This is a genomic window from Pandoraea anhela (assembly GCF_902459655.1).
Classification (GTDB): Bacteria; Pseudomonadota; Gammaproteobacteria; order Burkholderiales; family Burkholderiaceae; genus Pandoraea; species Pandoraea anhela.
Genome location: NZ_CABPSB010000016.1, coordinates 24,088 through 46,417 on the forward strand (window position 1 = coordinate 24,088; position 22,330 = coordinate 46,417).

Sequence of the window (22,330 nt, forward strand, 5' to 3'; positions counted from 1 at the left end):
TTGCAAAGCCATGCCGAAGATCGTGATGTATAGCACGCAAGTGTGCCCGTATTGCCAGATGGCGGAGCGTCTGCTGCGCCAGCGCGGCGTTCAGGAAATCGAGAAGATCCTGGTCGATAAGGAGCCGGGTCGCCGCGAAGAGATGATGCAGCGAACGGGCCGTCGCACCGTACCGCAAATTTACATCGACGAGCGTCATATTGGCGGCTACGACGATCTTTCGGCACTCGATCGTGCCGGTGGGCTCGTGCCGCTCTTGCAAGCGGCCTGATACCGCCTGCAAAATAGTCGCCCAGCCGCGTGACTGCGCGGCTGTCTCAATCCAAGGAAACGAAATGTCCGACCAGAATCAGCCGTTTTTCAGCATCCAGCGCGCTTACCTGAAAGATCTGTCGCTCGAGCAGCCGAATTCGCCCGCGATCTTCCTCGAGCAGGAGATGCCGACCGTTGAAGTGCAGTTGGACGTGGCAGCCGAGCGTCTGGCCGAAGAAATTTTCGAGGTCGCTGTGATCGCTACCGTGACGGCCAAGATCAAGGACAAGGTCGCGTTCCTGGTCGAAGGCAAGCAAGCCGGTATCTTCGAGATCCGCAACGTGCCGGTCGAGCAGCTCGATCCGCTCATCGGCATTGCCTGCCCGACGATCGTCTACCCGTACCTGCGTGCGAACGTGGCGGACACCATCAGCCGTGCCGGATTCCAGCCGATTCATCTGGCGGAAGTGAACTTCCAGGCGCTGTACGAGCAACGTCTGGCGCAACTGGCCGAGCAACAAGCGGCCAACGGCGAGACGCCGGCCCCGGGCATCGTGATGCCCGACGGCTCGTCCGCACAGACCCACTAAGCGCTTGCGCTTCATCGACGCCGTGGCAGGCTTCGGGCTTGCCATGGCGTCGAGGCCCCCTTCATGAAGATTGCCGTATTCGGTGCTGGTGCCTGGGGCACCGCAATGGCGAGTCACATGGCCGCACGCCATGACGTCGTTCTGTGGGCGCGCGACGCTGCGCTCGTGACGGCGCTGACCGCCTCCCGCGAGAATTCCGCGTATCTCCCCGGTTCCCCGTTGTCGGCCCGTCTGCGATTCGAATCCGATTTCGCGACGGCAATGACGCACGGCTCGGGTGAGCATGCACTGTGTGTAGCAGCCGTGCCCGTCGCCGGCTTGCGCGCGCTCGCAGGCCATATGGCGCAGGCGGCCAATGCGCCGCAGAATCTGATCTGGCTTTGCAAAGGTTTCGAGGCCGATACCGGCCTGTTGCCGCATCAGATCGTTGCCGAGGTTTTCCCGGCGGTGGCGGGCGGTTCGCTGTCCGGCCCCAGTTTCGCGCGGGAAGTGGCGCAAGGCCTGCCCGCCGCGTTGACGATCGCGAGCGCCGCGCCGTCCCTGTGCGATCTCACGATTGCGGCGTGCCACTTCGGCGCGTTGCGTATCTATTCGAGCGACGATCTCGTCGGCGTCGAAGTCGGTGGCGCCGTGAAGAACGTGCTGGCGATCGCCACGGGCGTGAGCGATGGCCTCGGCCTCGGGCTGAATGCGCGCGCGGCGCTGGTGACGCGCGGTCTGGCCGAAATGACCCGCCTCGGTGTGGCGTTGGGCGGCAAGCCCGAAACGTTCATGGGACTGGCCGGTCTGGGCGATCTGATTCTGACCGCGACCGGCGATCTCTCCCGTAACCGCACCGTCGGGCTGCAACTTGCGTCGGGGAAGTCGCTCGACGAAGTGCTCGCTTCGCTGGGCCATGTCGCAGAGGGCGTAAGATGTGCCCGTGCGGTACGCGATCTGGCGCGCGCCCATGGTGTCGAGATGCCGATTACCGATGCCGTTTGCGCGACGCTGTTCGAAGGGCTGCCTGCACGTGCGGCCGTCGAAGCACTGCTGCGACGCGACGCCCGCGCCGAGCGCGAGGATGATCCGCATCAGGGCTGAGTCGGCGCAGGTTCGCCCCGCGTCGATCCGTTCCGTCGTGTGACCCGCCGGCGAACCGTTCGACGACGGTTGGCCTGTGTGTCCCGTCTCCGACGACGGCGACCCGCCGTCGACACTCGCAACAAGGGAGTCGTGCCCATGTCGCAAGTTGTCCGTCTTCACGCCTCGCAAGGCGATATCACCCAAGCCACGGTCGATGCGATCGTCAATGCCGCGAATGCGTCGCTGCTTGGCGGTGGCGGCGTCGACCGTGCGATCCACCGTGCCGCAGGGCCGGAACTCCTCGACGCCTGCCGGAAGCTCCGGGGTTGTTCGACCGGGCAGGCAAAGATCACCCCCGGATTCCGTCTCAAGGCCAAATTCGTGATTCATGCCGTCGGCCCCGTCTGGCATGGCGGCGCTAACGACGAACCGGCATTGCTGGCGAGTTGCTACCGGGAAAGCTTGCGGCTTGCCGCCGCGCACGGATGCCGCAGCGTAGCGTTTCCGGCCATTAGCTGCGGCGTGTACGGCTGCCCTGCCGAGCTTGCCGTGCCGTTGGTCGTCTTCACCGTTCGCGATGCGTTACCGCATTTCCCGGGCATCGAGCACGTGGAGTTCGTGTGTTTCGATGCCGCCATGTGCGCGGCCTACCAACGCGAGCTCGCGAGTCAGGACCCGCCCGCGTAATCCTGCTGACGCCAGGCCTCGAAGACCACGACGGCCACCGTATTCGAGAGATTCAGGCTGCGATTGCCGGGACGCATCGGCAGTCGCACGCGTTGTGTTGTTGCAAACGTGTCGAGCAGCGCAGGGTCGAGGCCGCGCGTTTCCGATCCGAACACGAACCAGTCGCCGGGTGCGAAAGCCAACTCGCCGAAGGGACGGGAACCACGCGTCGTGAGCGCGAACATGCGGGCGGGATCAGGTGACTCCGATGCCAGAAACGCGTCCCAATCCCGATGCACTTTCATCTCTGCGTATTCGTGATAGTCGAGGCCGGCGCGGCGCATACGCGCGTCGTCGAGCGGGAAACCGAGCGGCTCGATCAGGTGCAGACGTGCACCCGTGTTGGCGCACAGGCGAATCACGTTGCCGGTGTTCGGCGGAATTTCGGGCGAGACGAGAACGACGTTGAACATGAGTGTGGGGACAAGTTAGGGAGTGGGCGGCGTGCGCAGCACGACGGCCGCGAGAACATGCGTGGCGCCTGCACGCTTGAGGGCAGCGGCTGCGGCGTCGCACGTCGCGCCGGTGGTCATCACGTCGTCGATCAGGACGATACGGCGTGCGTTGACGCGTGCATCCGCGACGAAAACGTCACGCAGGTTGCGCTGTCGCGCGTCGCGCGAAAGTCGTCGCTGGGCAGCGGTGGTCCGCTCCCGGCGCAGCACGTGAGCACTTGCGGGCAGCCGAGCACGACGCGATGCCACGCGCGCGAGTTCCCATGCCTGATTGAATCCGCGCGATGCGAGCCGTGAGGACGCCAGGGGTACCGGCACCAACAACGGCGACTCATCGCCGTGATCGCAGACGGCTAGGGCGTCGCCCAGGCGTTCACCGAATTCGCGCGCCAACGGCAAGGCACCGCGGTATTTCAGACGAATCATTAATGTATCGAGCGGCGGCACGTAGTCTGCGAGCGTCAACGTCGCGTCGAACGCTGGCGGGCGCCGCAGGCATTGTCCGCAGAGAACGGGTGTGTGGGTGCGGCAAATTGTCGCACCTTCCGGGATCGACCCGACTGGCCGGGCTGTCCCGTCCGGTCGTAATGCCATTGGCGGTAGCGCGATCGCGCATCGGTGGCAGCGCGACGGGGCGTTGGATGTCGACGCATCGAAAGCGAATGCGCAGTCCTCGCAGATCTGCCGCCTCGCTCGCCGCTGGCAAACGGCGCAGTGATCCGGCAGCGCAATGCGCAGCAATCCGCCCGCGAGCCGGCTCGGCGTCCAGAAGGGGAAGGTGGGCATGGGCAAGGCGGTGAGAGAGAAAAGAGGAAAAAAGAGGAATCATGGAGATGACCGGCGGGATGACCGATGACGTGACCGGTGCGATCCGTACGGTCGGTTTCTGACCGATGGCGTCGATGCCGTGAGGCGCTCGACCTGCCGTCGAGGCGTGCCGGCAGACCGTTCGGCCGTGTCCGATGCGTTCCGACAGCAGCGAGTATACTGCCGACTCGTCTTTTCGCCTGTCCCATGAAGCCTTCCGACGCTCCCCAAAACCCGTCTTCTGCGTTCTCCGCACGCTTTTTGCGCACCGCATTCGATCGTCGCGCCCCGCACTGGCAGGACGCCGATTTCCTGATGCGGGAGGTGGCGTCACGACTCGCGAGCCGGCTCGATTACATCAAACTCAAGCCCGCACGCGTGCTTGACGTCGGTTGTGGCACGGGCGGCGATCTGCTGAACTTCGGCGCGCGTTATCCCGATGCCTACCGCGTGGGGCTGGACGCCTCGCTCGCCATGGCCAAAGCCGCAGCGGCGGCCGGTGCGACGACGGGCTGGCGACGCCTGTTGCGTAGCGCACCGCCGTACGGCGTCGTGCAAGCCGATTTCTCGGCCTTGCCGTTTGCCTCCCGCTCGTTCAACCTCGTCTGGTCGAACCTGGCGCTGCATTGGTATCGCGAGCCGCATCGCGTGATTCCCGAATGGCACCGCGTGTTGAGTACCGACGGTCTCCTGATGTTTTCGGCATACGGTCCTGACACACTGCGTGAGTTGCGTGCGGCATGGGCGGAGGTCGACGACCTTCCCCATGCGCTCGAGCCCACGGACATGCACGACCTGGGTGACATGATGGTGGCGAGCGGCTTCGATACGCCAGTGACCGACATGGAGCGCCTTACGCTCACATTCGAATCGCCGGACACCTTGTTGCGCGACGTGCGTCTGCTGGGCGTGAACCCTCTGCCGGAGCGTCGTCGTGGCCTGACGGGGCGCGCGCGACTTGCGGCGCTGCGTGCGGCGCTGGCGCGTCAACGCGGCAGCGACGGCACGATCTCGCTCACGTTCGAACTCGTCTACGGTCACGCGTGGAAGATTCCCGAAAAGACGGACGCCGCCGGTAACGCCGTCGTTCGTATTCAGGACATCGGGCGGGGCGGACGGCCTCGATAAGTGCGTAATCCGCTAAGTCGTTAATTCGCCAGGTCGATAAATCGACAAGTCGACAAGTCGATAAGGTGGGCAGGCGCCCGCGACGGGCGCCTTTGCTGTTCCTCGTCATCGTTGCCGTCAACGGCATCGGTGGATTCCCGCCGATTTCTTTTTCCTCTCCCTCTCCTCGTCGTTTTCCCTTGCGTGGCCCACGCGGCATGCCGTTCCGATACGTCGGGTCGAGGCTGGCACCCACGCACCCGCAGCCTGCGTCCTACATGACCTTGCAGGTGTTCCGCGCTCTGCCGCTTCGTTTAAATGTGGTTTCACGGCGTGCATGAATGCGGGATCAAGATGAGGCCTGTGCCCCATCGATGCGAGATGTTCGGGAACGTTCTCATCGCAAGGTCTGCGTTGTTTCTCGCCATGACGTCGCCGTTCGGCGAATTCTCGGGAGGTGGGCAGTGGGCTATCAGCACGAAACGTTGGCGGTGCCGCATCAGGTCGAATCGGCGCGACGCGATCGATCGGCCGACGCACTGAAGTTGCGTGTCGACGGCGAATTTCTCCGTCCCACGGTGCCGGTTTTCGCCGCTGTCGAGGGTCTGTGCGCCGCAACGATCAACCTCAAGATGGAGGGGTTGAACGCAGTGGGCTCGATCAAACTCAAGACGGCGATTCAATTGATCGAAGACCTTGAGGCAACGCATCGAATTCGCCCGGACACCCGGATCGTCGAGTCGTCGTCGGGAAATCTCGGGGTGGCGCTCGCGATGGTGTGCGCCAATCGCGGGTACCGCTTTACCTGTGTGACCGATCCCAACACCTCGCGTCAGGCGGTGCGCAGCATGCAGGCCGCAGGCGCACGGGTCGTGCGGGTCGAGCGCCGTGATGCGCAGGGGGGGTATCTTGCGACGCGTATTGCGTGGATTCGTGAGCAGGTGGCGCGAGATCCTCGCTGCCTCTGGGTCAACCAGTACGCCAATCCGAGCAACTGGCGCGCGCATTTTCGATGGACGGCGCCGGAGATTTTTTCAGCGTATCCCGATGTCGATCATCTCTTCGTCGGGGCTGGCACGACCGGCACATTGATGGGCTGTCTGCATTATGTCCGCGCGCATCGCTTGCCGACGCGGGTAATCGCCGTCGATGCCGAAGGTTCGGTCACGTTCGGCGGACCGCCCGGGCCGCGCCGTATTCCCGGGCTCGGCGCCAGCTGTCGGCCGCCGTTATGCGAGCCGCCCGATGCCGAGTTGCCTGACGCCATCGTCCATGTCCCCGAGGCCGACACCGTACGAATGTGTCGCGCCCTGGCGCTACGCGGCTTGCTGAGCGGCGGTTCGACGGGCAGCGTGCTGCGCGCGGTGCAGATGTCGTCGGCGGACATCGCGGCGAGCGACACCGTCGTCGCCATCGCACCGGACATGGGCGACAAGTACCTCGACACGATCTACGACCCCGAGTGGGCCGCGGCATACGTTGCTGGACAGCGTGACGCATCCCCGCTGCCCGGCGCAGCCGCCCACGTCGTTGAAACCGTCTCCCCCACGCTGTCATGAACGCACTTCCCATTCCGCAATTTCGCGTGTTCACCGGCGAGCAGGTGGCTGCTGCCGTTCGCGGCGGACAACGCGCCATTCTCGACACGGTCGAAGCGGCTTATCGCGCACATCACGCCGGACGCACGGTCAATCCGGAAAGCCAGTTCCTGCGGTTCCCGGATGCGCAACGCAATCGCATCATCGCATTGCCCGCGCATATTCAGGGCGATGAAGGCGAAGGGATCACGGGCATCAAGTGGATTTCCAGTTTCCCGGAGAACATCGAGCGTGGTGTGCCGCGGGCGTCTGCCGTGCTCATCCTGAACGATGCCGCTACGGGGTATCCGATGGCTTGCATGGAGGCGAGCATCATCAGTGCGGCCCGCACGGCGGCCAGCGCGGTCAGTGCGCTGCGGCGTCTCACGTGTGGCGATAGGCGTGGCGATAGGCGTGACGATAGGCGTCGGCATCGCCGCGTGGCATTCGTCGGGGCAGGCGTCATCGCGCGTCACGTGGCCGAGTGCCTGCCGCTCGCGGCGTTGCCCGTCGAGGAGGTCGTCGTTCACGACCTGAACCCCGGGTACGCCGACTCGCTTGCAAACCGAATCGCCGCACACACCGGCATCGATGCGCGTACCGACATATCGCTGGAATCCGTCGTCAGGCGATCGGACGTCATCGTGTTCGCGACCACGGCATCGTCGCCCTATCTGGACAATCCCGACTGGTTCTCGCACTGCCCGGTCGTACTGCACTTGTCGCTTCGTGACCTTGCACCCTCGATCGTGCTCGAGGCCTATAACGTCGTCGACGATATCGAACATTGTCTTCGGGCGAAGACATCGCTTCATCTCACCGAAGTCGAGACGGGCCATCGACGCTTCGTCACGACATCGCTGCCGCATCTGCTTTGCGGCGGCGAACTGCCCGCACGTGACCGGCCCCTCGTCTTCTCCCCTTTTGGACTCGGCATTCTCGACATCGCCGTCGGGCGCTGGGTCTATGAACGTCTGGCCGACCGGCAGGCACCTGTTCCTCGTTTTTTCTTTGATTTGCAACGCGCATGACCACAGTTTCCTTCTGCCCCTCATCTGCAACGCCCGATTCCACTGCGAACGCCGCCGAAGGTTTTGCCGACGTACTCGTCGGACTGCAATACGGCGACGAAGGCAAAGCGAAGATCATCGACACCCTCGCCCCCGGGTACGACGTGATCGCGCGCTTTAACGGTGGCGCGAATGCCGGACACACCATCGACACGCCACAGGGACGCATCGCACTCAAACAACTGCCTTCGGGAGTCTTTCATCCACATGCCGCGCTGTACATCGGATCGGGGTGCGCCATCAACCCGTGGAAGCTCGCCGATGAGATCGTGCAATTGCGGCAGATGGGCATCTCGCTCGAAGGACGGCTGCGTATCAGCGCGCGTGCTGCGCTGGTGCAGCCCCACCACATCGCGATGGACAGGCGTGGCAGCGACACGATCGGGACGACGGGAAATGGCATCGGGCCGTGCTATGCGGATCGCGCCTTGCGCGTGCGCAACGATACACGTGTGAATCTGATGCTCGGTGATCTGCTTGGCAATGAGGCGGAGACGGTGGCCTCGATGCGGGAGGTCTTCACGCGCATGATCAACGCGGAAGGCGGCGCCTCGCCGTGGGTCGCGGAAATGTCGGATCTGTTGCTGGGCTTGCCGGACATTGCGCGCATGCTGCGTGCTTACCTCGAGCCGGATCGCGGATGGCTGACCCATCGCGTAAAAGCTGGCGCGAAGGTGCTGTTCGAAGGCGCTCAGTCGGTGCTGCTCGATGTCGTCGACGGCAGTCAGCCGTATGTCACGTCGAGTCATACCGTGCCAGCCTATGCGTATGTCGGCGGGGATCTCTCACCGAAGTACCACCGGCGAACCATCGGTGTCGCCAAGGCCATCATGTCGCGCGTGGGACGTGGCCCGTTTCCGTCCGAGCTTGGGGGCGAGCGTTCCGCGCAGTACTGCCACGAGGCGTCGCAGTCGAAGCTCGGCGAGCGCGAAGAGCAGTCACGCTTCTCGCCGCACACGCTGTTGCGATCGAGCGATCCGTTCGACGTGGGAACGGCATTGCGCATGCTCACCGGCGAGTACGGTACGGGGACCGGGCGGCCCCGTCGCATCGGCATGCTGGATCTTGCGCAGTTAAGAGACGTCATCAGAACGCATGCCGTCGATTGCGTCTATCTCAACAAGGTGGATTGTCTGACGCATTACACGCGCTCGACCTATCAGGGGGTGCCGGTGCGTGTGCATCGCGAGGCGCTCACCGCAGACGTCATGCCGGACGTGCTGATCTACCCGGGGCTAACGGAGCATTCGGTCGACCTCGGACGTGCGGGCACGCTGGATTCCGCCATGAACGGTTTCATCGACTTCGTCGAGCGTCATATCGGCGCGCCCCTGGCGGGCCTCGGGCTCGGCCCGGAACGCGCGAGCCTCGTCTCGCTCGCGAACCGTCAGCCAGCGCTTGTTGCGGCGGGATTGCCCCATGGCTGATACGTCGCCGAGCGCCCTCGGTCTGCCGCACTTCGCTGACCGCGCCGGCATGGCCGATGCACAGCGGCCGTGGAGAGAGGTGGCCGCCGTGACACGGTGTGCGACCGAGACACCGTTCCCGGCCTTGCTGCCCGGACATCTGCTCTTCAACGTGTCGCTCATGCCGTATGCGATGCATCCTCGGGTGTGCGAGCGGGGGCAGTCCGTGCGCCAGCAGTTGAGCGCCATGCGACTCGAGGACTACCTGAACAAGACGGAGCGTGTCGAGTTGCACATCGTCAATCGGGCCATAGAACGGATGCTGGATCTGCCGGGGGCCGCCTCCGTCAGTCGCGACGACTTGTTGGCGATCTACACCGACGAAGGTTTTCACACCTGGATGATGGAACGCTTCCGGGCGCAGATGCGCCGTGTGACCGGATGCGCGCTGGCGCAGCGAGCGTCGCCCAGCGTGAGGCGCGTGCTGGCGCTGTGCGAAGCCGTTCCGCCGGCACATCGAGACGTCGCGATCGTGGCGGCGGCATTGATAACCGAGACGTTGATCACCGGCACGCTGCGCCAGGCGGGGGCGGGTGACGACATCTATCCGCCGGTGCGTACGCTGCTTGCCGAGCACGGGGCGGACGAAATGCGTCATCAGGCGGCCTTTGTCAGATTCGCACGCGCGTGGGTACCGTCGCTGTCGGGCCAGGAGCGTGAGTTTCTCGACGAACTGATCCCGGAACTGATGGAAGCCTTTCTTTCGCCGGAACTGCCGTCATGGCATGCACATTTGTGCGCAGTGGGCCTGAGTGCGGGCGACGCGGATCGCGTGCTTCAGGACAGTGTCGATCCGTTGGCGGTTGGGATGCAGATGATGGAGGCGGCGCTGGTGCCCCGACGTCTTTTCGAACGGCTGGGGTTGTCGTGTGCCGAGCGCTTTGCACGACGTGTGAGCCGCTGGCGACCCCCTTGAGCGCTGGCGACCCCCTTGAGCGCGGGCGATGTCGGTCGCCGACCCCGCGCGACGCTCGTGTGTCATTGCAGGAGCGCCGGACCGACGAAGCGACCAATGAAGTGCTCGAAGTCGCTACCGATAACGCACCGCAGAAAGCGACGCCATGCGGCAGACTCGCCGTCATCGCACGCTTATCGATGAACGTGATCAGGAGGGATGTGTGATCAGTCACTGGCTGGCCCCCGATTTGACGATGAGCGCGCCGGACTATCGGGCGTTACTCGGTGCCGCATTGTCGTTCAAGCGTCGATATCCGTTGCACACCGAAGGCGCGCTTCGGGACAAGACGATCTACTTCATTTTTTACAATGCGTCGCTGCGCACGCGCAGCAGTTTCCAGACGGGGTTGGCCCGATTGGGCGGAAATGCCATCGTGCTCGATCCGCATGCCGGTATTTACACCCCGGCACTGCCCGATGCGGAAATTCCCTACACGACGGAACGGGTGGCCGACGTGGCGCGCGTGCTCTCGTCATACGGCGATGCGCTGGCGATTCGCATGTATGGCGAGCCGGCCGGATGGGTATACGGCGCGGCGCATCGGCATCTCGAAGCCTTCGCCGAATCGAGTCGCGTGCCGGTCATCAACATGGAGTGCGACCGCTTTCATCCATGTCAGGCGCTGGCCGACGTGATGACGTTGCGCGAACAACTCGGCGTGCTGACAGGGCGGCGGCTATGCATCAGTTGGGCCTATTCGGGAAGCTGGCATAAACCGGTGGCGGTGCCGCAGAGCTTGTTGTTAGCCGCAGTCAAAACCGGGATGGATGTGACGCTCGCGCACCCGTCGTCATTCGCACTCGACCCTCAGGTGATGTCGGCGGCGGCGCAGTTTGCCGAACAGACAGGCGCGAGCCTTCGGGTGACGCACGATTTGCGCGACGGCGTTGCCGATGCGCACGCCGTCTATGCCAAGTCGTGGTGCAGTCTCGATCATCTGCCCCGGCATCGTGGGGAGACGGTCGACGAAACGGCAATGCGCGATGCGTTCGAACGGCATCGGGACTGGTGTATCGATGCCGACCTGATGCGTCTTGCCGTACCGAATGCCGGGTATCTCCATTGCTTGCCCGTCGATCGCGGGCAGGAGGTTTCCGATGCGGTGGTGGAGGGGCCGTCGTCGTGGGTCTTTGCGCAAGCCGCGAATCGTCTCCATGCACAAAACGCCGTGATGGCGCACTTGCTCAATCCGGGGTGTCTGGCGTGATGCCCACATTTTCCTACCGGTATGCCTGTGTGCGGTGCGCCACGCCGCAGGCTTGGGGGACGATTCGCTATCGCTGCGAAGTCTGTGGGCAGAACTTGCGTGTCCAACGCAAAGCGGATGCGGACTCGCCTTCCGCCGCAGCCATCGTCGATGCGTTTCGGGGGAGCGGCATACACGGGATGTGGCGATACGCGCCCCTCTTGCCGGTCGAGGCGAAGTGGGCCAGCCCGCTGCACGTTGGCGGAACCCCGATGATCGATTGCGGCAGGATCGGTGATGTCGGCGAGGTGGGTCGCGCCGGCGGCGTGAGGCTCTGGGTCAAGGACGACTCGCGCAACCCGAGCGGATCGCTCAAGGACCGCGCCACCGAACTGGTGCTCGCGGTGGCGAAGCGCGCCGGGTGTACGCATGCGGTGACCGCGTCCACCGGCAATGCCGGGGCGTCGCTCGCGTGCGTTGCAGCGTCACAGGGCATGCCCGCTACGGTGGTCGTGCCGGTCGAGACACCGCACGTCAAACTGGCGCAGATTCGCGCTTATGGCGCCAGGCTTGTTGAGGTCGACGGGACCTACGATGACGCCTTCGACATTGCGGAGCGAATGGCGGACGACGCGCACATCTGCTGCCGAAACACCGGATTCAATCCGTTTACGCGAGAGGGAAAGAAAACGTGCGCGTTCGAGATTGCGGAAGCGTTCGACTGGCGTGTGCCGGATTGGGTGGTCGTGCCGACGGGGGACGGCAATATCCTGTCGGGCATTGCGGCGGGTTTTATCGATCTTTTCGCGTTGGGGATCACCTCGGCGGTTCCGCGATTGCTGGCCGCGCAAGCCACGGGTTCGAACAGCATCTCGCGCGATTGGCGGGAGAACGATGAGACGCACGCATTTCCGGAGTCGCCGACGGCCGTCACGCCGAACACCTTGGCGGACAGCCTTTCGGTCAGCCGTCCGCGAGACCACTTCGCAGCGCTGCACGCATTACGGGTAACGAGAGGCGTGTGCGTTGCGCTGGACGACGCGCAGATCGTCGAGGCATCGTGCACGCTCGCGCAGCGCTTCGGCCTATGGTTCGAGCCATCGACGGCAGCAGGATATGCGGCGTTGCAAGCGTGCCAGGCGACCGGCCGCATCGAGGCCGGGGCTCGTGTCGTGCTGCTTGGCACGGGCAGTGGGCTGAAATCACCGCAGTGCTTCGACGGTGTCGGTGTCGCCGCGCGACCGGTAGACAGGGGCGCGACGGTCGCGTCTCGTCGAACTCCCGACGCTCGCAAAGCGAACGACGTGGGGAGGCGCACATGAGTCAAATGAGTCCAATGAGTCCAATGCGTCATAAGAGGCACGCGATGCCCGTGACGCAGGGGGAGCACGTCATCGTCGTGGGCGCCGGCGTCAGCGGTTTGACCACGGCCGTCGCATTGTCCCTCGCCGGTTGCCGCGTCACGATTCACGCGGCCGAAGGACCTTCGCAAACGACGTCGGCGCTGGCGGCAGCGATCTGGCATCCGTTTTATCAAGCGCCCGACTTCGTTTATCTGGCGCGGGCGCGGCAAACCTACGCAACGATGTGTCGGTTGTCCACCGATGCCACATCTGGTGTGCTGATGCGGTCGCTGACCGAGTACTTTCGACGCGATGCCGGTGCGCCATGGTGGGCCGAATGCGCGAGTCGTCTCAAGCGTCTGCCGGAAACCGAGGTGCCGGCCCGTTTTGCCTGCGCTTATCGGATGGACGTGCCTGTCGCCGACACGGGGGCTTACCTGCGATATTTGATGAACATGTTTCTCGAACTCGGCGGGCAATACGTCCAGCGTCGCGTCGATTCGATGACGTCGTTACTCGACAAGGCGGATATCGTGGTGAATTGTTGCGGCTACGGCAGCCGGCAATTCGGCGACGACCATTTGTCGCTGTCGCGTGCCATCGTGCTGCGCGCCGCCCGCGACGATGCCGTGCGTGGCTGCTTCATCGACGACTCCGACCCTCACGCGCCCACATACATCGTGGAGCGGGACGACGACATCGTGCTGGGGGGGACGGCCGATCCGGCGCTGACCTCGACGGTGATCGGTGCGCATCAGATCGACGATATCGTGCGTCGCTGCGCGCGACTGTGCGAAGGCGTCGCGGCATTGCGGGTGATCGACGCGCGTGTCGGATTTCGTCCCATGCGTCGTGCGCCTCGTGTGGCGCGCGACAGCGAACACCCGCGACTGTTTCACAACTATGGCCACGGTGGGGGAGGTTTCACCCTGTCCTGGGGCTGTGCGAACGACATTGTGCGTCTGGCGGGTCTCACATCTGCCGGGGCCCCACGACGATCGATCGACAGCGATGCCGCGCAACCGTAAAAGGAGACCCGATGGAACTGGATCCGTCGACGCTCGACGAAGCAAGCATCTACAACTTCATGATGAGCACGATCCTGCCGCGTCCGATTGCATGGGTGAGCACCGTGGACGCGCAAGGGCGGTCGAATCTCGCGCCGTATGCCTACTTCATGGGCGTGTGCTGCGTACCGATGACGGTGCTTTTCTGCCCTGTCGTGCCCCCACCACCGAAGCGCAAGAAGGATACGCTGCATAACATCGAAGCCGTACCGGAGTTTGTGGTGAACGTGGCCGGCAGCGGGTGTATCGACGCCGTCAACTTGTCCGCCGCACCATTGCCCGCGGGCGAATCGGAGTTCGACCTCACCGGTGTGACACCGGTGCCCTCGTCGCGTGTGCGGCCGCCGCGCGTGAAGGAGGCGGCCGTCGCGTACGAATGCCGGGTGCGCGACATTATCGAGATCAGTGCGGCGCCGGGCGGCGGATGGGTCGTCCTCGGCACAGTCCTCGCCGCGCATGTCGACGACACCTTGCTCGACCCGGTTAGCTGTCACGTCGACCTGCATGCGCTCAGTCCGGTCGGGCGCCTCGGCGGCGGTATGTTCGTGAACGCTGCGAGTGACACGTTCACGTTGACACGCTATAAGACGCTTGCCGATCTGGCGGCACGCAAGTAGACGGGGAGGGTGCCAGCAACGTGACGTCGTCGAGCAATCCGTAGTCGCTGGCCAGTTTCGCCGCGCGATGCCGGCTCGATACGTCGAATTTGCGCATGACGCTGCGCAGATGAAAGACGACGCCGTGTTCGGAGATGGTGAGAATGCGTCCGATCTCCCATGAGGTTTTTCCCCGGGCCACCCACCTCAGGCACTCGCGCTCGCGCGGCGTGAGCACCGGGGCACGGCGACGCGCCGCGTCGCGTTGCACGATGCGCCACACGGCCTCGTGCACGTGCGTCGCCAGCACGCCCCCCGCATGCTGCATCCATGTATGTGCACACGCATGCGCCGTGTCGTGCGGATGACGTGTTCGGGAAAGGCACGGCGATGGCGGTCGCCAGGGCGACGACAGGCTCAACGTGCCCGATGCGCCGGAGGGCGTGTAGACCGGGTATGTCACGCCGAAGCGCAGTCCCGCCCTGCGTTGTTCTTCCAGTAGCCGCCGGGTGTCGGGCGATGTGTACAAGCCGGCTTTCCATTCCACCGGCGTGAGTTGGCGTGCGGCGAGCGCGAGTGTCGGATCGATTGCCTCGAATCCCTGCGCGTCGTAGCGCGCTTGCCACGCCTGCGGCAGATTGTCGAGACGGGGCGTCGCCACCGTGCCGTCGGGCAACGGGAATTGCCCGCGGTAGCAGAAGTAGCGCTGCCGCAGCGCGCCGCACAGCGACAACAGCAGCGCGCGCAGCGTGTCGAATTCGGTGGCGCAAGACAATGCGCTCAGGCCGTCGGCAAACGAGCGGAGAGGAAAACGACGCGTAGCTCGCATGGCATGACGATGTAGGGAACATGTTTCGCTTGTAGCATGCGTCTCATGGCTGCGCGCATCGCCTGTTGCTGTGGCGGTGCGTCAGGCATCGTCTTGCGTCGTCTGAGAACGACGACAGCGTGACCACGGCGTAGTCGTGACGCCGTGAGGCAGGGCGCGACATAACGTCGCATGCGAATTTCGCTGCACCGACTACTGTTGATGGATATCGGACGAATCCCGCATTGCAGCGAAGCGAATCGCAAGCAGTCAGTGCAAAGTGTCATGCATCCGGTGTCGTGAAACGATGCGAAGCATCGATCGCGCGTCTTGTCGATCAGGGTATTCAGGACACCGCAACGAGTCCCGTCGTGTTGCAATGTGTCAAACCGGCGACGCATAGGGAGTATCCCGTAGTCGCCCGGCCGCTAGGATTTTTCGCTAGGGGAATTACCGGATTTCCCTTTTGCATCAATGGGTTCAGGAGGATGCTATGGCGCGCCAAATACTCGGTATCAATGTTGTCGCTTGGAGAATGCGCGTTCTATAATGCGGCAGTTTGTCGCGGCCCGGACGCAGCAAGTTCCCGGCCGTCGGACATGAAAGACCCAAAATGCCCCACGGGTGACGGCGATGCTCGCAGCCTCTTCTTCCGATGCCGAATCGGTGACGAAGGAATGGACGCACAAGCGCAACTGCGCGATATCGCCGCGCCAGTTTGTCCTGTTCTACCTGTCGTTGGCCGCCGTTTCATTGGGTGTTGCCTTGATTGCGGCGTGGCGCGGTGGGTGGTTGGTCTTGCCGTTCACAGGCCTGGACTTGCTCGTGGTGGGCGTTGCGTTCGTCATTCATGCCCGGCATGCCACAGATTACGAGGTCATTCGGTTGTCGCCCGTGAGCCTTGTGGTCGAGCAACGTTCAGCACAGAGGTTGACGCAGTTCGAGTTCAATCCCCGCTGGGTGCGCATCGACATCGAGAAGCCGCCGCGTACGCGCATCGTCTTGCGCTCGGGTAGCCGCTCGGTCACCGTCGGTGCCTATCTTGCGCCGCATCGCCGCGAAACGTTTGCGCGCGAGCTGCGCCGTTGTCTTGCCCAACAGGCCTGAGAGATGGAGACGATCTCGGGCGACCGCCAGGGAGGATTTGGATGGTAATTTTGGGTAAGGAAGCTATGAAAAAAACGAAACACGCCTTGGCGGCTTTCCTTGCGGGCGCCTCACTGCTCGCCGGCGCTCCGGCACTGGCGGCGGTCACGGATATGCCGGGGGGACCGGCCGTCAACGAACTCAACTTCCAGCCGCCGGTCACGAAACTCGCGGAAGAGCTTCACAGCCTTCACACCATGATGCTGATCATCTGTCTGGTGATCTTCATCGCGGTGTTCGGCGTGATGTTCTACTCGATCATCAAGCACCGCAAATCCAAAGGCCATCAGCCTGCGAATTTCCACGAAAGCACTACGGTCGAGGTGATCTGGACGGTCGTGCCGTTCATCATCGTGATTCTGATGGCGCTGCCCGCCACAAAGACCGTCGTCGCGATGAAAGACACGACCAACGCCGATATCACCATCAAGGTGACCGGCTATCAGTGGAAGTGGGGCTACGACTATCTGAAGGGTGAAGGCGAAGGGATCAAGTTCCTCTCCACGCTTACCACGCCGCGCAGCCAGATCGACGGCAAGGAACCGAAGAGCAACACGTATCTTCAGGAAGTCGACAACCCGATGGTCGTGCCGATCAACAAGAAGGTGCGTCTGATCACCACGGCCAACGACGTCATCCACTCGTTCTACGTGCCGGCGTTCGGTATCAAGCAGGACGCCATTCCGGGCTTCGTGCGCGACACATGGTTCAAGGCCGAGAAGGTCGGCGAATATCGCGGCTTCTGTACCGAGCTGTGCGGCAAGGAACACGCGTTCATGCCGGTCGTCGTGAAGGTGGTTTCGGAAGACGACTACAACAAGTGGGTCGATACGCAGAAGAAAGCCATGGCGGCGTCGGCCGACGATCCGAACAAGACGTACACCGCGCAGGAACTGATGGAGCGCGGCCAGAAGGTCTATGCCTCGAATTGCGCGGTATGCCATCAGCCGAACGGCAAGGGCGGCGGCGCGTTCCCGGCGCTCGACGGCGGCAAGATCGTGACCGGCCCGGTGGCAGAGCACATCGGTATCGTGCTGCACGGCAAGAATGCGATGCCGAACTGGTCGCATCTGAACGATGTGGAGCTTGCGGCCGTCATCACCTACGAGCGCAACTCGTGGAGCAACAAGACCGGCGACGTGGTGCAGCCGGCGCAGGTGCGTGACGCGCGCGGCAACAAATCGGCCAATGCGGCCGGCGCCGCGGCGGACGCCGCGAAGAACAGTTAAGTCGTTCGACCAGTTCGAAGCAAGGAGATTGGGTATGAGTTCCATCGCTCACGATCACGTGGCGGGTCACGACGATCACGCGCACGACCATCCGCACGGATGGCGTCGCTGGCTGTTCGCGACGAATCACAAGGACATCGGCACGATGTACATGATCTTCTCGTTCGTCATGCTGCTCTCGGGCGGTGTGATGGCGCTGATGATCCGTGCGGAATTGTTCGAACCGGGCTTGCAGTTCATTCGTCCGGAGTTCTTCAATCAGCTCACCACGATGCACGGGCTGGTGATGATTTTCGGCGCGATCATGCCGGCGTTCGTGGGCTTCGCGAACTGGATGATCCCGTTGCAGATCGGCGCGTCGGACATGGCGTTCGCGCGCATGAACAACTTAAGCTTCTGGCTGCTGCCGGTCGGCGGTCTGCTGCTGATCTCGTCGTTCCTCGTGCCGGGCGGCGCCACGGCAGCCGGCTGGACGATGTACGCGCCGCTCTCGGTGCAGATGGGCCCGGGCCAGGATCTGGCAATCTTCGGCGCGCACATTCTCGGCGCATCGTCGATCATGGGCGCGATCAACATCATCGTGACGATTCTGAACATGCGCGCGCCGGGCATGACGCTCATGAAGATGCCGATGTTCGTGTGGACGTGGCTGATCACGGCCTACCTGCTCATCGCCGTGATGCCGGTGCTCGCCGGTGCGATCACGATGCTGCTGACCGATCGTCACTTCGGTACGTCGTTCTTCAACGCCGCAGGCGGCGGCGACCCGGTCATGTACCAGCACATCTTCTGGTTCTTCGGACACCCGGAGGTGTACATCATGATTCTGCCGGCGTTCGGGATTGTGTCGCAGGTGATCCCGGCGTTCTCGCGCAAACCGCTGTTCGGCTATAGCTCGATGGTGTACGCCACGGCGTCGATCGCGATTCTGTCGTTCATGGTGTGGGCGCACCATATGTTCGTGACTGGGATGCCGGTTACGGGCCAGCTGTTCTTCATGTACGCGACGATGCTGATCTCCGTGCCCACGGGCGTGAAGGTCTTCAACTGGGTCGCCACGATGTGGAAGGGGGCGCTCACGTTCGAGACGCCGATGCTCTTCGCCGTCGGCTTCCTCTTCGTGTTCACGATGGGCGGCTTCACGGGCCTGATGCTCTCGCTTGCGCCGCTCGACATTCAGATGCACGGCACGTACTACGTGGTAGCGCACTTCCATTACGTGCTGGTGGCCGGGTCACTCTTCGCGTTGTTCTCCGGGTTCTATTACTGGGTACCGAAGTGGACAGGCCACATGTACAACGAGTGGCGCGGCAAATTCCACTTCTGGGGCTCGCTCATCACGTTCAACGTGACGTTCTTCCCGATGCACTTCCTGGGGCTGGCCGGCATGCCGCGTCGCTATGCGGACTACCCGGCGCAGTTCACCGATTTCAACCAGTTGGCGACCATCGGCGCGTTCGGTTTCGGTCTGATGCAGGTGTACTTCCTGTTCTGGGTGGCGCTGCCGGCGTGGCGCGGCGGCACGGCGGCGCAAGCCAAGCCATGGGACGGGGCGGAAGGGCTTGAGTGGACCGTGCCGAGCCCGGCGCCGTTCCACACGTTCGAGACGCCGCCGAAGGTGCATTGATCATGGCACTCAGTCCTGAACAGCGTGCGAGGAACCTGCGCACCGGGCTGATTCTCGGCTCGGTGGTGCTGGTGTTCTTCGTCGGTGTGATGATCAAGACCAAGCTTCTGGGCGGTATCTGAATGGGCGGCCTGCGACGCATCAACGCGCGCACCTTCAGCAAGTTGCTGCTGCTGGTCGCGGTGATGTTCGGCTTCGGCTACGCGATGGTGCCGTTTTACCGCGCGTTCTGCGATCTGGTGGGCATCAACCAGCTGGGCGATCGCACGACCGAAATCAGCGCGCGCAATTCGCAGGTCGACGAGAGCCGCACGATCACGGTCGAGTTCGACGCCAACGCGCAGGGACCGCTGCGCTTCAAGCCGGCGAAGAGCAGTCTGACAGTGCACCCCGGGCAGATCGCGACCATCGAGTACGAAGTGGCGAATCAACAGCCGCATGAAGTGCGTGCGCAGGCGATTCCGAGCTACGCCCCGGCCCAGGCGGCGAGCTACTTCAAGAAGATCGAGTGTTTTTGCTTCACGCAGCAAACGCTCAGGGCCGGCGAGGCCAAGGCGTTTCCGGTGGTATTCGTGGTGGACACGAAGCTGCCCAAGGATGTGAATACGATCACGCTGTCCTATACTTTTTTCGATCTCGGCAAGAACGACGCCAATCAGCGCGCGGACGCCCCGACGGGTTCGCAGGTTGGCGAGGTGAGCGCAGGAGCGGCAGGAGGAGGCAAGGGCGGCAATGGATGACCTGAAGGAGGCGACCCAGCGCAAGCTGTCGTTCGTCCAGACCATCGGTGCGGTGTTCTGGTCGTTTTTCGGCGTGCGCAAGGGGCGCGATCACGATCGCGACATGGCACGGCTCAACCCGGTGCATCTGATCGTCGCGGGACTGATCGGAGGCATCCTGTTTGTCGTGGCGCTGGTGTTTTTGGCGAAGCTCGCCATTCGGCTCGCGACGTGAGTGGCATAGACAAAGAGAACCAAGCCTGGAGAGATAAGAATGAGTGGTCAACACCAAACGGCGCCTTACTACTTCGTGCCGGCGCCATCGCGCCATCCGGTGAGTTGCAGCGTCGGTCTGCTGGTGGTGCTCGGTTCGGCCGCCGCGTGGGTCAACGGACAATCGTGGGCGCCGTGGACGTCGCTGGCCGGCCTGCTGTGGGTGCTGTGGGTGCTGCGCGCCTGGTTCGGCGATTCCATCGCGGAGTCGGAGAGCGGCCTGTACGGCCGACGCATCGACGTCTCCTACCGTTGGGGCATGAGCTGGTTCATCTTCTCCGAGGTGATGTTCTTCGCGGCCTTCTTCGGGGCGTTGTTTTACGCACGCACGCTGGCCATGCCGTGGCTCGGCGATCTCGATAACAAGCTGCTGTGGCCCGACTTCACCGCGGTGTGGCCGAATACCGGCCCGGCAGGCGTCGTGGATGCGTTCGAGACGATGGGCCCCTGGCCGATCCCCACGCTCAACACGGCGCTGCTGCTGACCTCGGGCGTCACGCTCACGATCTCGCACCACGCACTGCGCGCCAACCATCGCGGCAGTGCGATCTTCTGGCTGTTCGCGACCGTCGTGCTCGGCTTCGTCTTCCTCGGCTTCCAGGCGTACGAGTACCACCACGCCTACTCCGAACTGAACCTGAAGCTGACCTCGGGTGTGTACGGCTCGACGTTCTTCCTGCTCACGGGCTTCCACGGGTTCCACGTGATGTTGGGCGCGATCATGCTCTGCGTGATGCTGATTCGTCTGATGAAGGGCCATTTCACGCCGGACCATCACTTCGGTTTCGAAGGCGCCGCTTGGTACTGGCACTTCGTGGACGTGGTCTGGCTCGGGCTGTACGTCGTGGTCTACTGGCTCTGACGTCGATCGATACCGACCGATCTCTGGGACGCCGCCGGTTTCCGGCGGCGTTTCCATTTGCACGACGACGGGCTGCTGCGGCGCGTGGCGATCAGGATGGGCGGGCAGCGTCTGCCGGAGAGGCCGGTCAGGGGATGGGTTGCGATATCGGTGCGGTCGCCATGCAATGCGGCCTTATGTCGCACGGCGCGCGACGATCCGGGCGCTACGGCATGGTGTGACGGCCGGGCGCATCGACCGACGCGCGACGACGCGAAGTACGATGGCCGGGACAGGGTGCGGCGATTTGCCGCAGGAGCGCGGCGCGGGACTCAGTATCGTATGCCCGTGCTGTGAATCCAGCCCATCCAGTTGGCGAACAGGATGAGCAGGAACAGCGTCACCGACAGGCCGACGCGTACCGCGAGCGATTGCACGGTGCGGTTCGAGCGGCCCTTGTCCCGCATCATGAAAAACAATGCGGACGCCAGACTGCCGAGAATCAGGACGAAGGCGATGGCGACGATGATGCGCATGATCTGTCCGATGGCGGTAATTCGACATTATCGGACAACGCCCCCGCGCTGGCACGCTGCAATGCAGTGTGGCGGGCGAGCGCGGTACGCCATCGAACGACAGCCGGACAAGGAACATACGTGTTGAAAACCCTCTTGCGCGGCATGCGGCCGCTACCGGCGCTGCTGATATTGCTCGGCGTGATGCTCACCGCCGCGCTCGGCGTGTGGCAGTACCAGCGCGCGCAGATGCGTCTCGCGCGACAGGCCCAGATCGAGCATGCCGAGCGCGCGCCGGTGGTGGCGCTCGGTGCGCAGACGTATGGGCTGGCAGACGTGTCGCATCGTCGCGTGCGTGTGACAGGGCGTTTTTTGCGCAACCGTGTGGTGTATCTGGATAACCGTCCGCGCAACGAGTTGCCCGGTTTCTACGTGGTGATGGCGCTGCAGGTCTCGCCGGAACACGTCGTGCTCGTCAATCGTGGCTGGTTGCCGCGCGATTTGCGCGACCGCACGGCGATCATGCCTTACGCGACGCCGGCCGGCGACGTCACCATCGAAGGCATCGCCGCGCCCGATCCGTCGCGCGCTTTCGAATTGGGACATGGCGGATCGGCGGCAGGGCTGTCGATTCGTCAGAATCTCGACGTGGCGGACTACGCTCGCGAGACGTCGCTGCCGCTCCAACCGTTCGTCGTCATGCAGACGAACGACACCGGCGATCATCTGTTGCGCGACTGGCCCGCGCCGGCGAACGGCGCGGATCGCAACTATGGTTATATGGCGCAGTGGTTCGGCATATCGCTTGTGCTGGCGCTGCTGGGGCTGCGTCTGGCGTATCGGCGTGGCCGTCGGCTGGCCGGTGGCGGCGACGATTTCAAGCGGGCATGACGGCTTGGGGAGACAG

At 63.6% G+C, this 22,330-nt stretch carries 24 protein-coding genes and 1 pseudogene; 21 read left to right on the top strand and 4 right to left on the bottom strand.

The window, feature by feature from the left end; translation table 11 throughout:
- Window positions 1–10: 10 nt before the first annotated feature.
- From grxC to PAN31108_RS19365, 4 genes are all read left to right on the top strand, one after another.
- Window positions 11–271 carry a glutaredoxin 3 gene (grxC, locus tag PAN31108_RS19350; protein WP_150670411.1) on the top strand — a complete coding sequence of 87 codons (261 nt, stop codon included), beginning with the start codon at window positions 11–13 and terminating at the stop codon, window positions 269–271.
- Window positions 272–335: 64 nt separating this feature from the next.
- A complete protein-coding gene (gene secB, locus PAN31108_RS19355; RefSeq protein ID WP_039395381.1) occupies window positions 336–842 on the top strand; it encodes a protein-export chaperone SecB in 507 nt (168 codons plus the stop codon).
- Between the two features lie 63 nt (window positions 843–905).
- Window positions 906–1,925: an NAD(P)H-dependent glycerol-3-phosphate dehydrogenase gene (locus PAN31108_RS19360; protein ID WP_150670412.1), complete on the top strand. Its 1,020-nt coding sequence runs from the start codon at window positions 906–908 to the stop codon at window positions 1,923–1,925.
- A 138-nt stretch (window positions 1,926–2,063) separates the two neighbouring features.
- Window positions 2,064–2,594, top strand: a complete 531-nt coding sequence (locus tag PAN31108_RS19365) for an O-acetyl-ADP-ribose deacetylase (RefSeq protein ID WP_150670413.1) — start codon at window positions 2,064–2,066, stop codon at window positions 2,592–2,594.
- On the opposite strand, the gene trmL is transcribed toward PAN31108_RS19365, so the two are convergent.
- Together trmL and PAN31108_RS26455 are read right to left on the bottom strand one after the other, a co-directional pair.
- Window positions 2,576–3,046: a tRNA (uridine(34)/cytosine(34)/5-carboxymethylaminomethyluridine(34)-2'-O)-methyltransferase TrmL gene (trmL, locus tag PAN31108_RS19370; protein WP_150670414.1), complete on the bottom strand. Its 471-nt coding sequence runs from the start codon at window positions 3,044–3,046 to the stop codon at window positions 2,576–2,578. The genes PAN31108_RS19365 and trmL overlap by 19 nt on opposite strands.
- A 15-nt stretch (window positions 3,047–3,061) precedes the next feature.
- Entirely contained in the window at window positions 3,062–3,514 is a 453-nt protein-coding gene (locus PAN31108_RS26455; RefSeq protein WP_174995057.1) for a ComF family protein, read from the bottom strand.
- Window positions 3,515–4,102: 588 nt separating this feature from the next.
- Here PAN31108_RS26455 and PAN31108_RS19380 point away from each other — a divergent pair.
- The 9 genes from PAN31108_RS19380 to PAN31108_RS19420 all read left to right on the top strand — a co-directional run bounded on the left by PAN31108_RS19380 (window position 4,103) and on the right by PAN31108_RS19420 (window position 14,286).
- The gene (locus PAN31108_RS19380) at window positions 4,103–5,023 is read left to right on the top strand and encodes a methyltransferase domain-containing protein (RefSeq protein ID WP_150670416.1); all 921 of its coding nucleotides are present in this window, start codon (window positions 4,103–4,105) and stop codon (window positions 5,021–5,023) included.
- A 443-nt stretch (window positions 5,024–5,466) separates the two neighbouring features.
- Complete coding sequence (gene sbnA, locus PAN31108_RS19385) at window positions 5,467–6,561, top strand: 2,3-diaminopropionate biosynthesis protein SbnA (RefSeq protein ID WP_246184048.1); 1,095 nt, start codon at window positions 5,467–5,469, stop codon at window positions 6,559–6,561.
- The gene (gene sbnB / locus PAN31108_RS19390; RefSeq protein ID WP_150670417.1) at window positions 6,558–7,610 is read left to right on the top strand and encodes a 2,3-diaminopropionate biosynthesis protein SbnB; all 1,053 of its coding nucleotides are present in this window, start codon (window positions 6,558–6,560) and stop codon (window positions 7,608–7,610) included. The genes sbnA and sbnB overlap by 4 nt, the downstream gene beginning before the upstream one ends.
- Window positions 7,607–9,076: an adenylosuccinate synthetase gene (locus PAN31108_RS19395; protein WP_150670418.1), complete on the top strand. Its 1,470-nt coding sequence runs from the start codon at window positions 7,607–7,609 to the stop codon at window positions 9,074–9,076. The genes sbnB and PAN31108_RS19395 overlap by 4 nt, the downstream gene beginning before the upstream one ends.
- Window positions 9,069–10,031 (top strand): diiron oxygenase, encoded by a 963-nt coding sequence (locus PAN31108_RS19400; RefSeq protein ID WP_150670419.1) that lies wholly within the window; start codon window positions 9,069–9,071, stop codon window positions 10,029–10,031. Before PAN31108_RS19395 ends, PAN31108_RS19400 begins: the two co-directional genes overlap by 8 nt.
- Window positions 10,032–10,233: 202 nt before the next feature.
- Window positions 10,234–11,280: an ornithine carbamoyltransferase gene (locus PAN31108_RS19405; protein WP_174995058.1), complete on the top strand. Its 1,047-nt coding sequence runs from the start codon at window positions 10,234–10,236 to the stop codon at window positions 11,278–11,280.
- Window positions 11,280–12,581 carry a threonine synthase gene (locus PAN31108_RS19410; protein ID WP_150670421.1) on the top strand — a complete coding sequence of 434 codons (1,302 nt, stop codon included), beginning with the start codon at window positions 11,280–11,282 and terminating at the stop codon, window positions 12,579–12,581. Before PAN31108_RS19405 ends, PAN31108_RS19410 begins: the two co-directional genes overlap by 1 nt.
- A 44-nt stretch (window positions 12,582–12,625) precedes the next feature.
- Entirely contained in the window at window positions 12,626–13,630 is a 1,005-nt protein-coding gene (locus PAN31108_RS19415) for an FAD-dependent oxidoreductase (protein WP_174995059.1), read from the top strand.
- Window positions 13,631–13,641: 11 nt separating this feature from the next.
- Window positions 13,642–14,286, top strand: a complete 645-nt coding sequence (locus PAN31108_RS19420; protein WP_150670423.1) for a flavin reductase family protein — start codon at window positions 13,642–13,644, stop codon at window positions 14,284–14,286.
- Here PAN31108_RS19420 and PAN31108_RS19425 read toward each other — a convergent pair.
- Complete coding sequence (locus PAN31108_RS19425) at window positions 14,237–15,094, bottom strand: helix-turn-helix transcriptional regulator (protein ID WP_150670424.1); 858 nt, start codon at window positions 15,092–15,094, stop codon at window positions 14,237–14,239. The genes PAN31108_RS19420 and PAN31108_RS19425 overlap by 50 nt on opposite strands.
- A gap of 612 nt (window positions 15,095–15,706) precedes the next feature.
- Between PAN31108_RS19425 and PAN31108_RS19430 the strand changes: the two genes are divergently transcribed.
- The 7 genes and pseudogenes from PAN31108_RS19430 to PAN31108_RS19455 all read left to right on the top strand — a co-directional run bounded on the left by PAN31108_RS19430 (window position 15,707) and on the right by PAN31108_RS19455 (window position 20,929).
- Window positions 15,707–16,180, top strand: a complete 474-nt coding sequence (locus PAN31108_RS19430) for a DUF2244 domain-containing protein (protein ID WP_150670502.1) — start codon at window positions 15,707–15,709, stop codon at window positions 16,178–16,180.
- A gap of 41 nt (window positions 16,181–16,221) precedes the next feature.
- A pseudogene (gene coxB, locus PAN31108_RS19435) lies at window positions 16,222–17,445 on the top strand (cytochrome c oxidase subunit II); the annotation flags it as partial.
- Window positions 17,446–17,482: 37 nt separating this feature from the next.
- Window positions 17,483–19,075: a cytochrome c oxidase subunit I gene (gene ctaD / locus PAN31108_RS19440; protein WP_150670425.1), complete on the top strand. Its 1,593-nt coding sequence runs from the start codon at window positions 17,483–17,485 to the stop codon at window positions 19,073–19,075.
- 2 nt (window positions 19,076–19,077) lie between these two features.
- Entirely contained in the window at window positions 19,078–19,197 is a 120-nt protein-coding gene (locus PAN31108_RS26625) for a cytochrome oxidase small assembly protein (protein ID WP_217426338.1), read from the top strand.
- Window positions 19,198–19,815 (top strand): cytochrome c oxidase assembly protein, encoded by a 618-nt coding sequence (locus PAN31108_RS19445; protein ID WP_150670426.1) that lies wholly within the window; start codon window positions 19,198–19,200, stop codon window positions 19,813–19,815. It begins immediately after the preceding gene.
- Complete coding sequence (locus tag PAN31108_RS19450) at window positions 19,808–20,029, top strand: DUF2970 domain-containing protein (RefSeq protein WP_150670427.1); 222 nt, start codon at window positions 19,808–19,810, stop codon at window positions 20,027–20,029. The genes PAN31108_RS19445 and PAN31108_RS19450 overlap by 8 nt, the downstream gene beginning before the upstream one ends.
- A 39-nt stretch (window positions 20,030–20,068) precedes the next feature.
- A complete protein-coding gene (locus tag PAN31108_RS19455; RefSeq protein WP_150670428.1) occupies window positions 20,069–20,929 on the top strand; it encodes a cytochrome c oxidase subunit 3 in 861 nt (286 codons plus the stop codon).
- Window positions 20,930–21,240: 311 nt separating this feature from the next.
- Here PAN31108_RS19455 and PAN31108_RS19460 read toward each other — a convergent pair whose 3' ends face one another.
- Window positions 21,241–21,444: a twin transmembrane helix small protein gene (locus PAN31108_RS19460; RefSeq protein ID WP_044453748.1), complete on the bottom strand. Its 204-nt coding sequence runs from the start codon at window positions 21,442–21,444 to the stop codon at window positions 21,241–21,243.
- Between the two features lie 144 nt (window positions 21,445–21,588).
- Between PAN31108_RS19460 and PAN31108_RS19465 the strand changes: the two genes are divergently transcribed.
- Entirely contained in the window at window positions 21,589–22,314 is a 726-nt protein-coding gene (locus PAN31108_RS19465) for an SURF1 family protein (protein WP_150670504.1), read from the top strand.
- The last annotated feature ends 16 nt before the right edge of the window (window positions 22,315–22,330 follow it).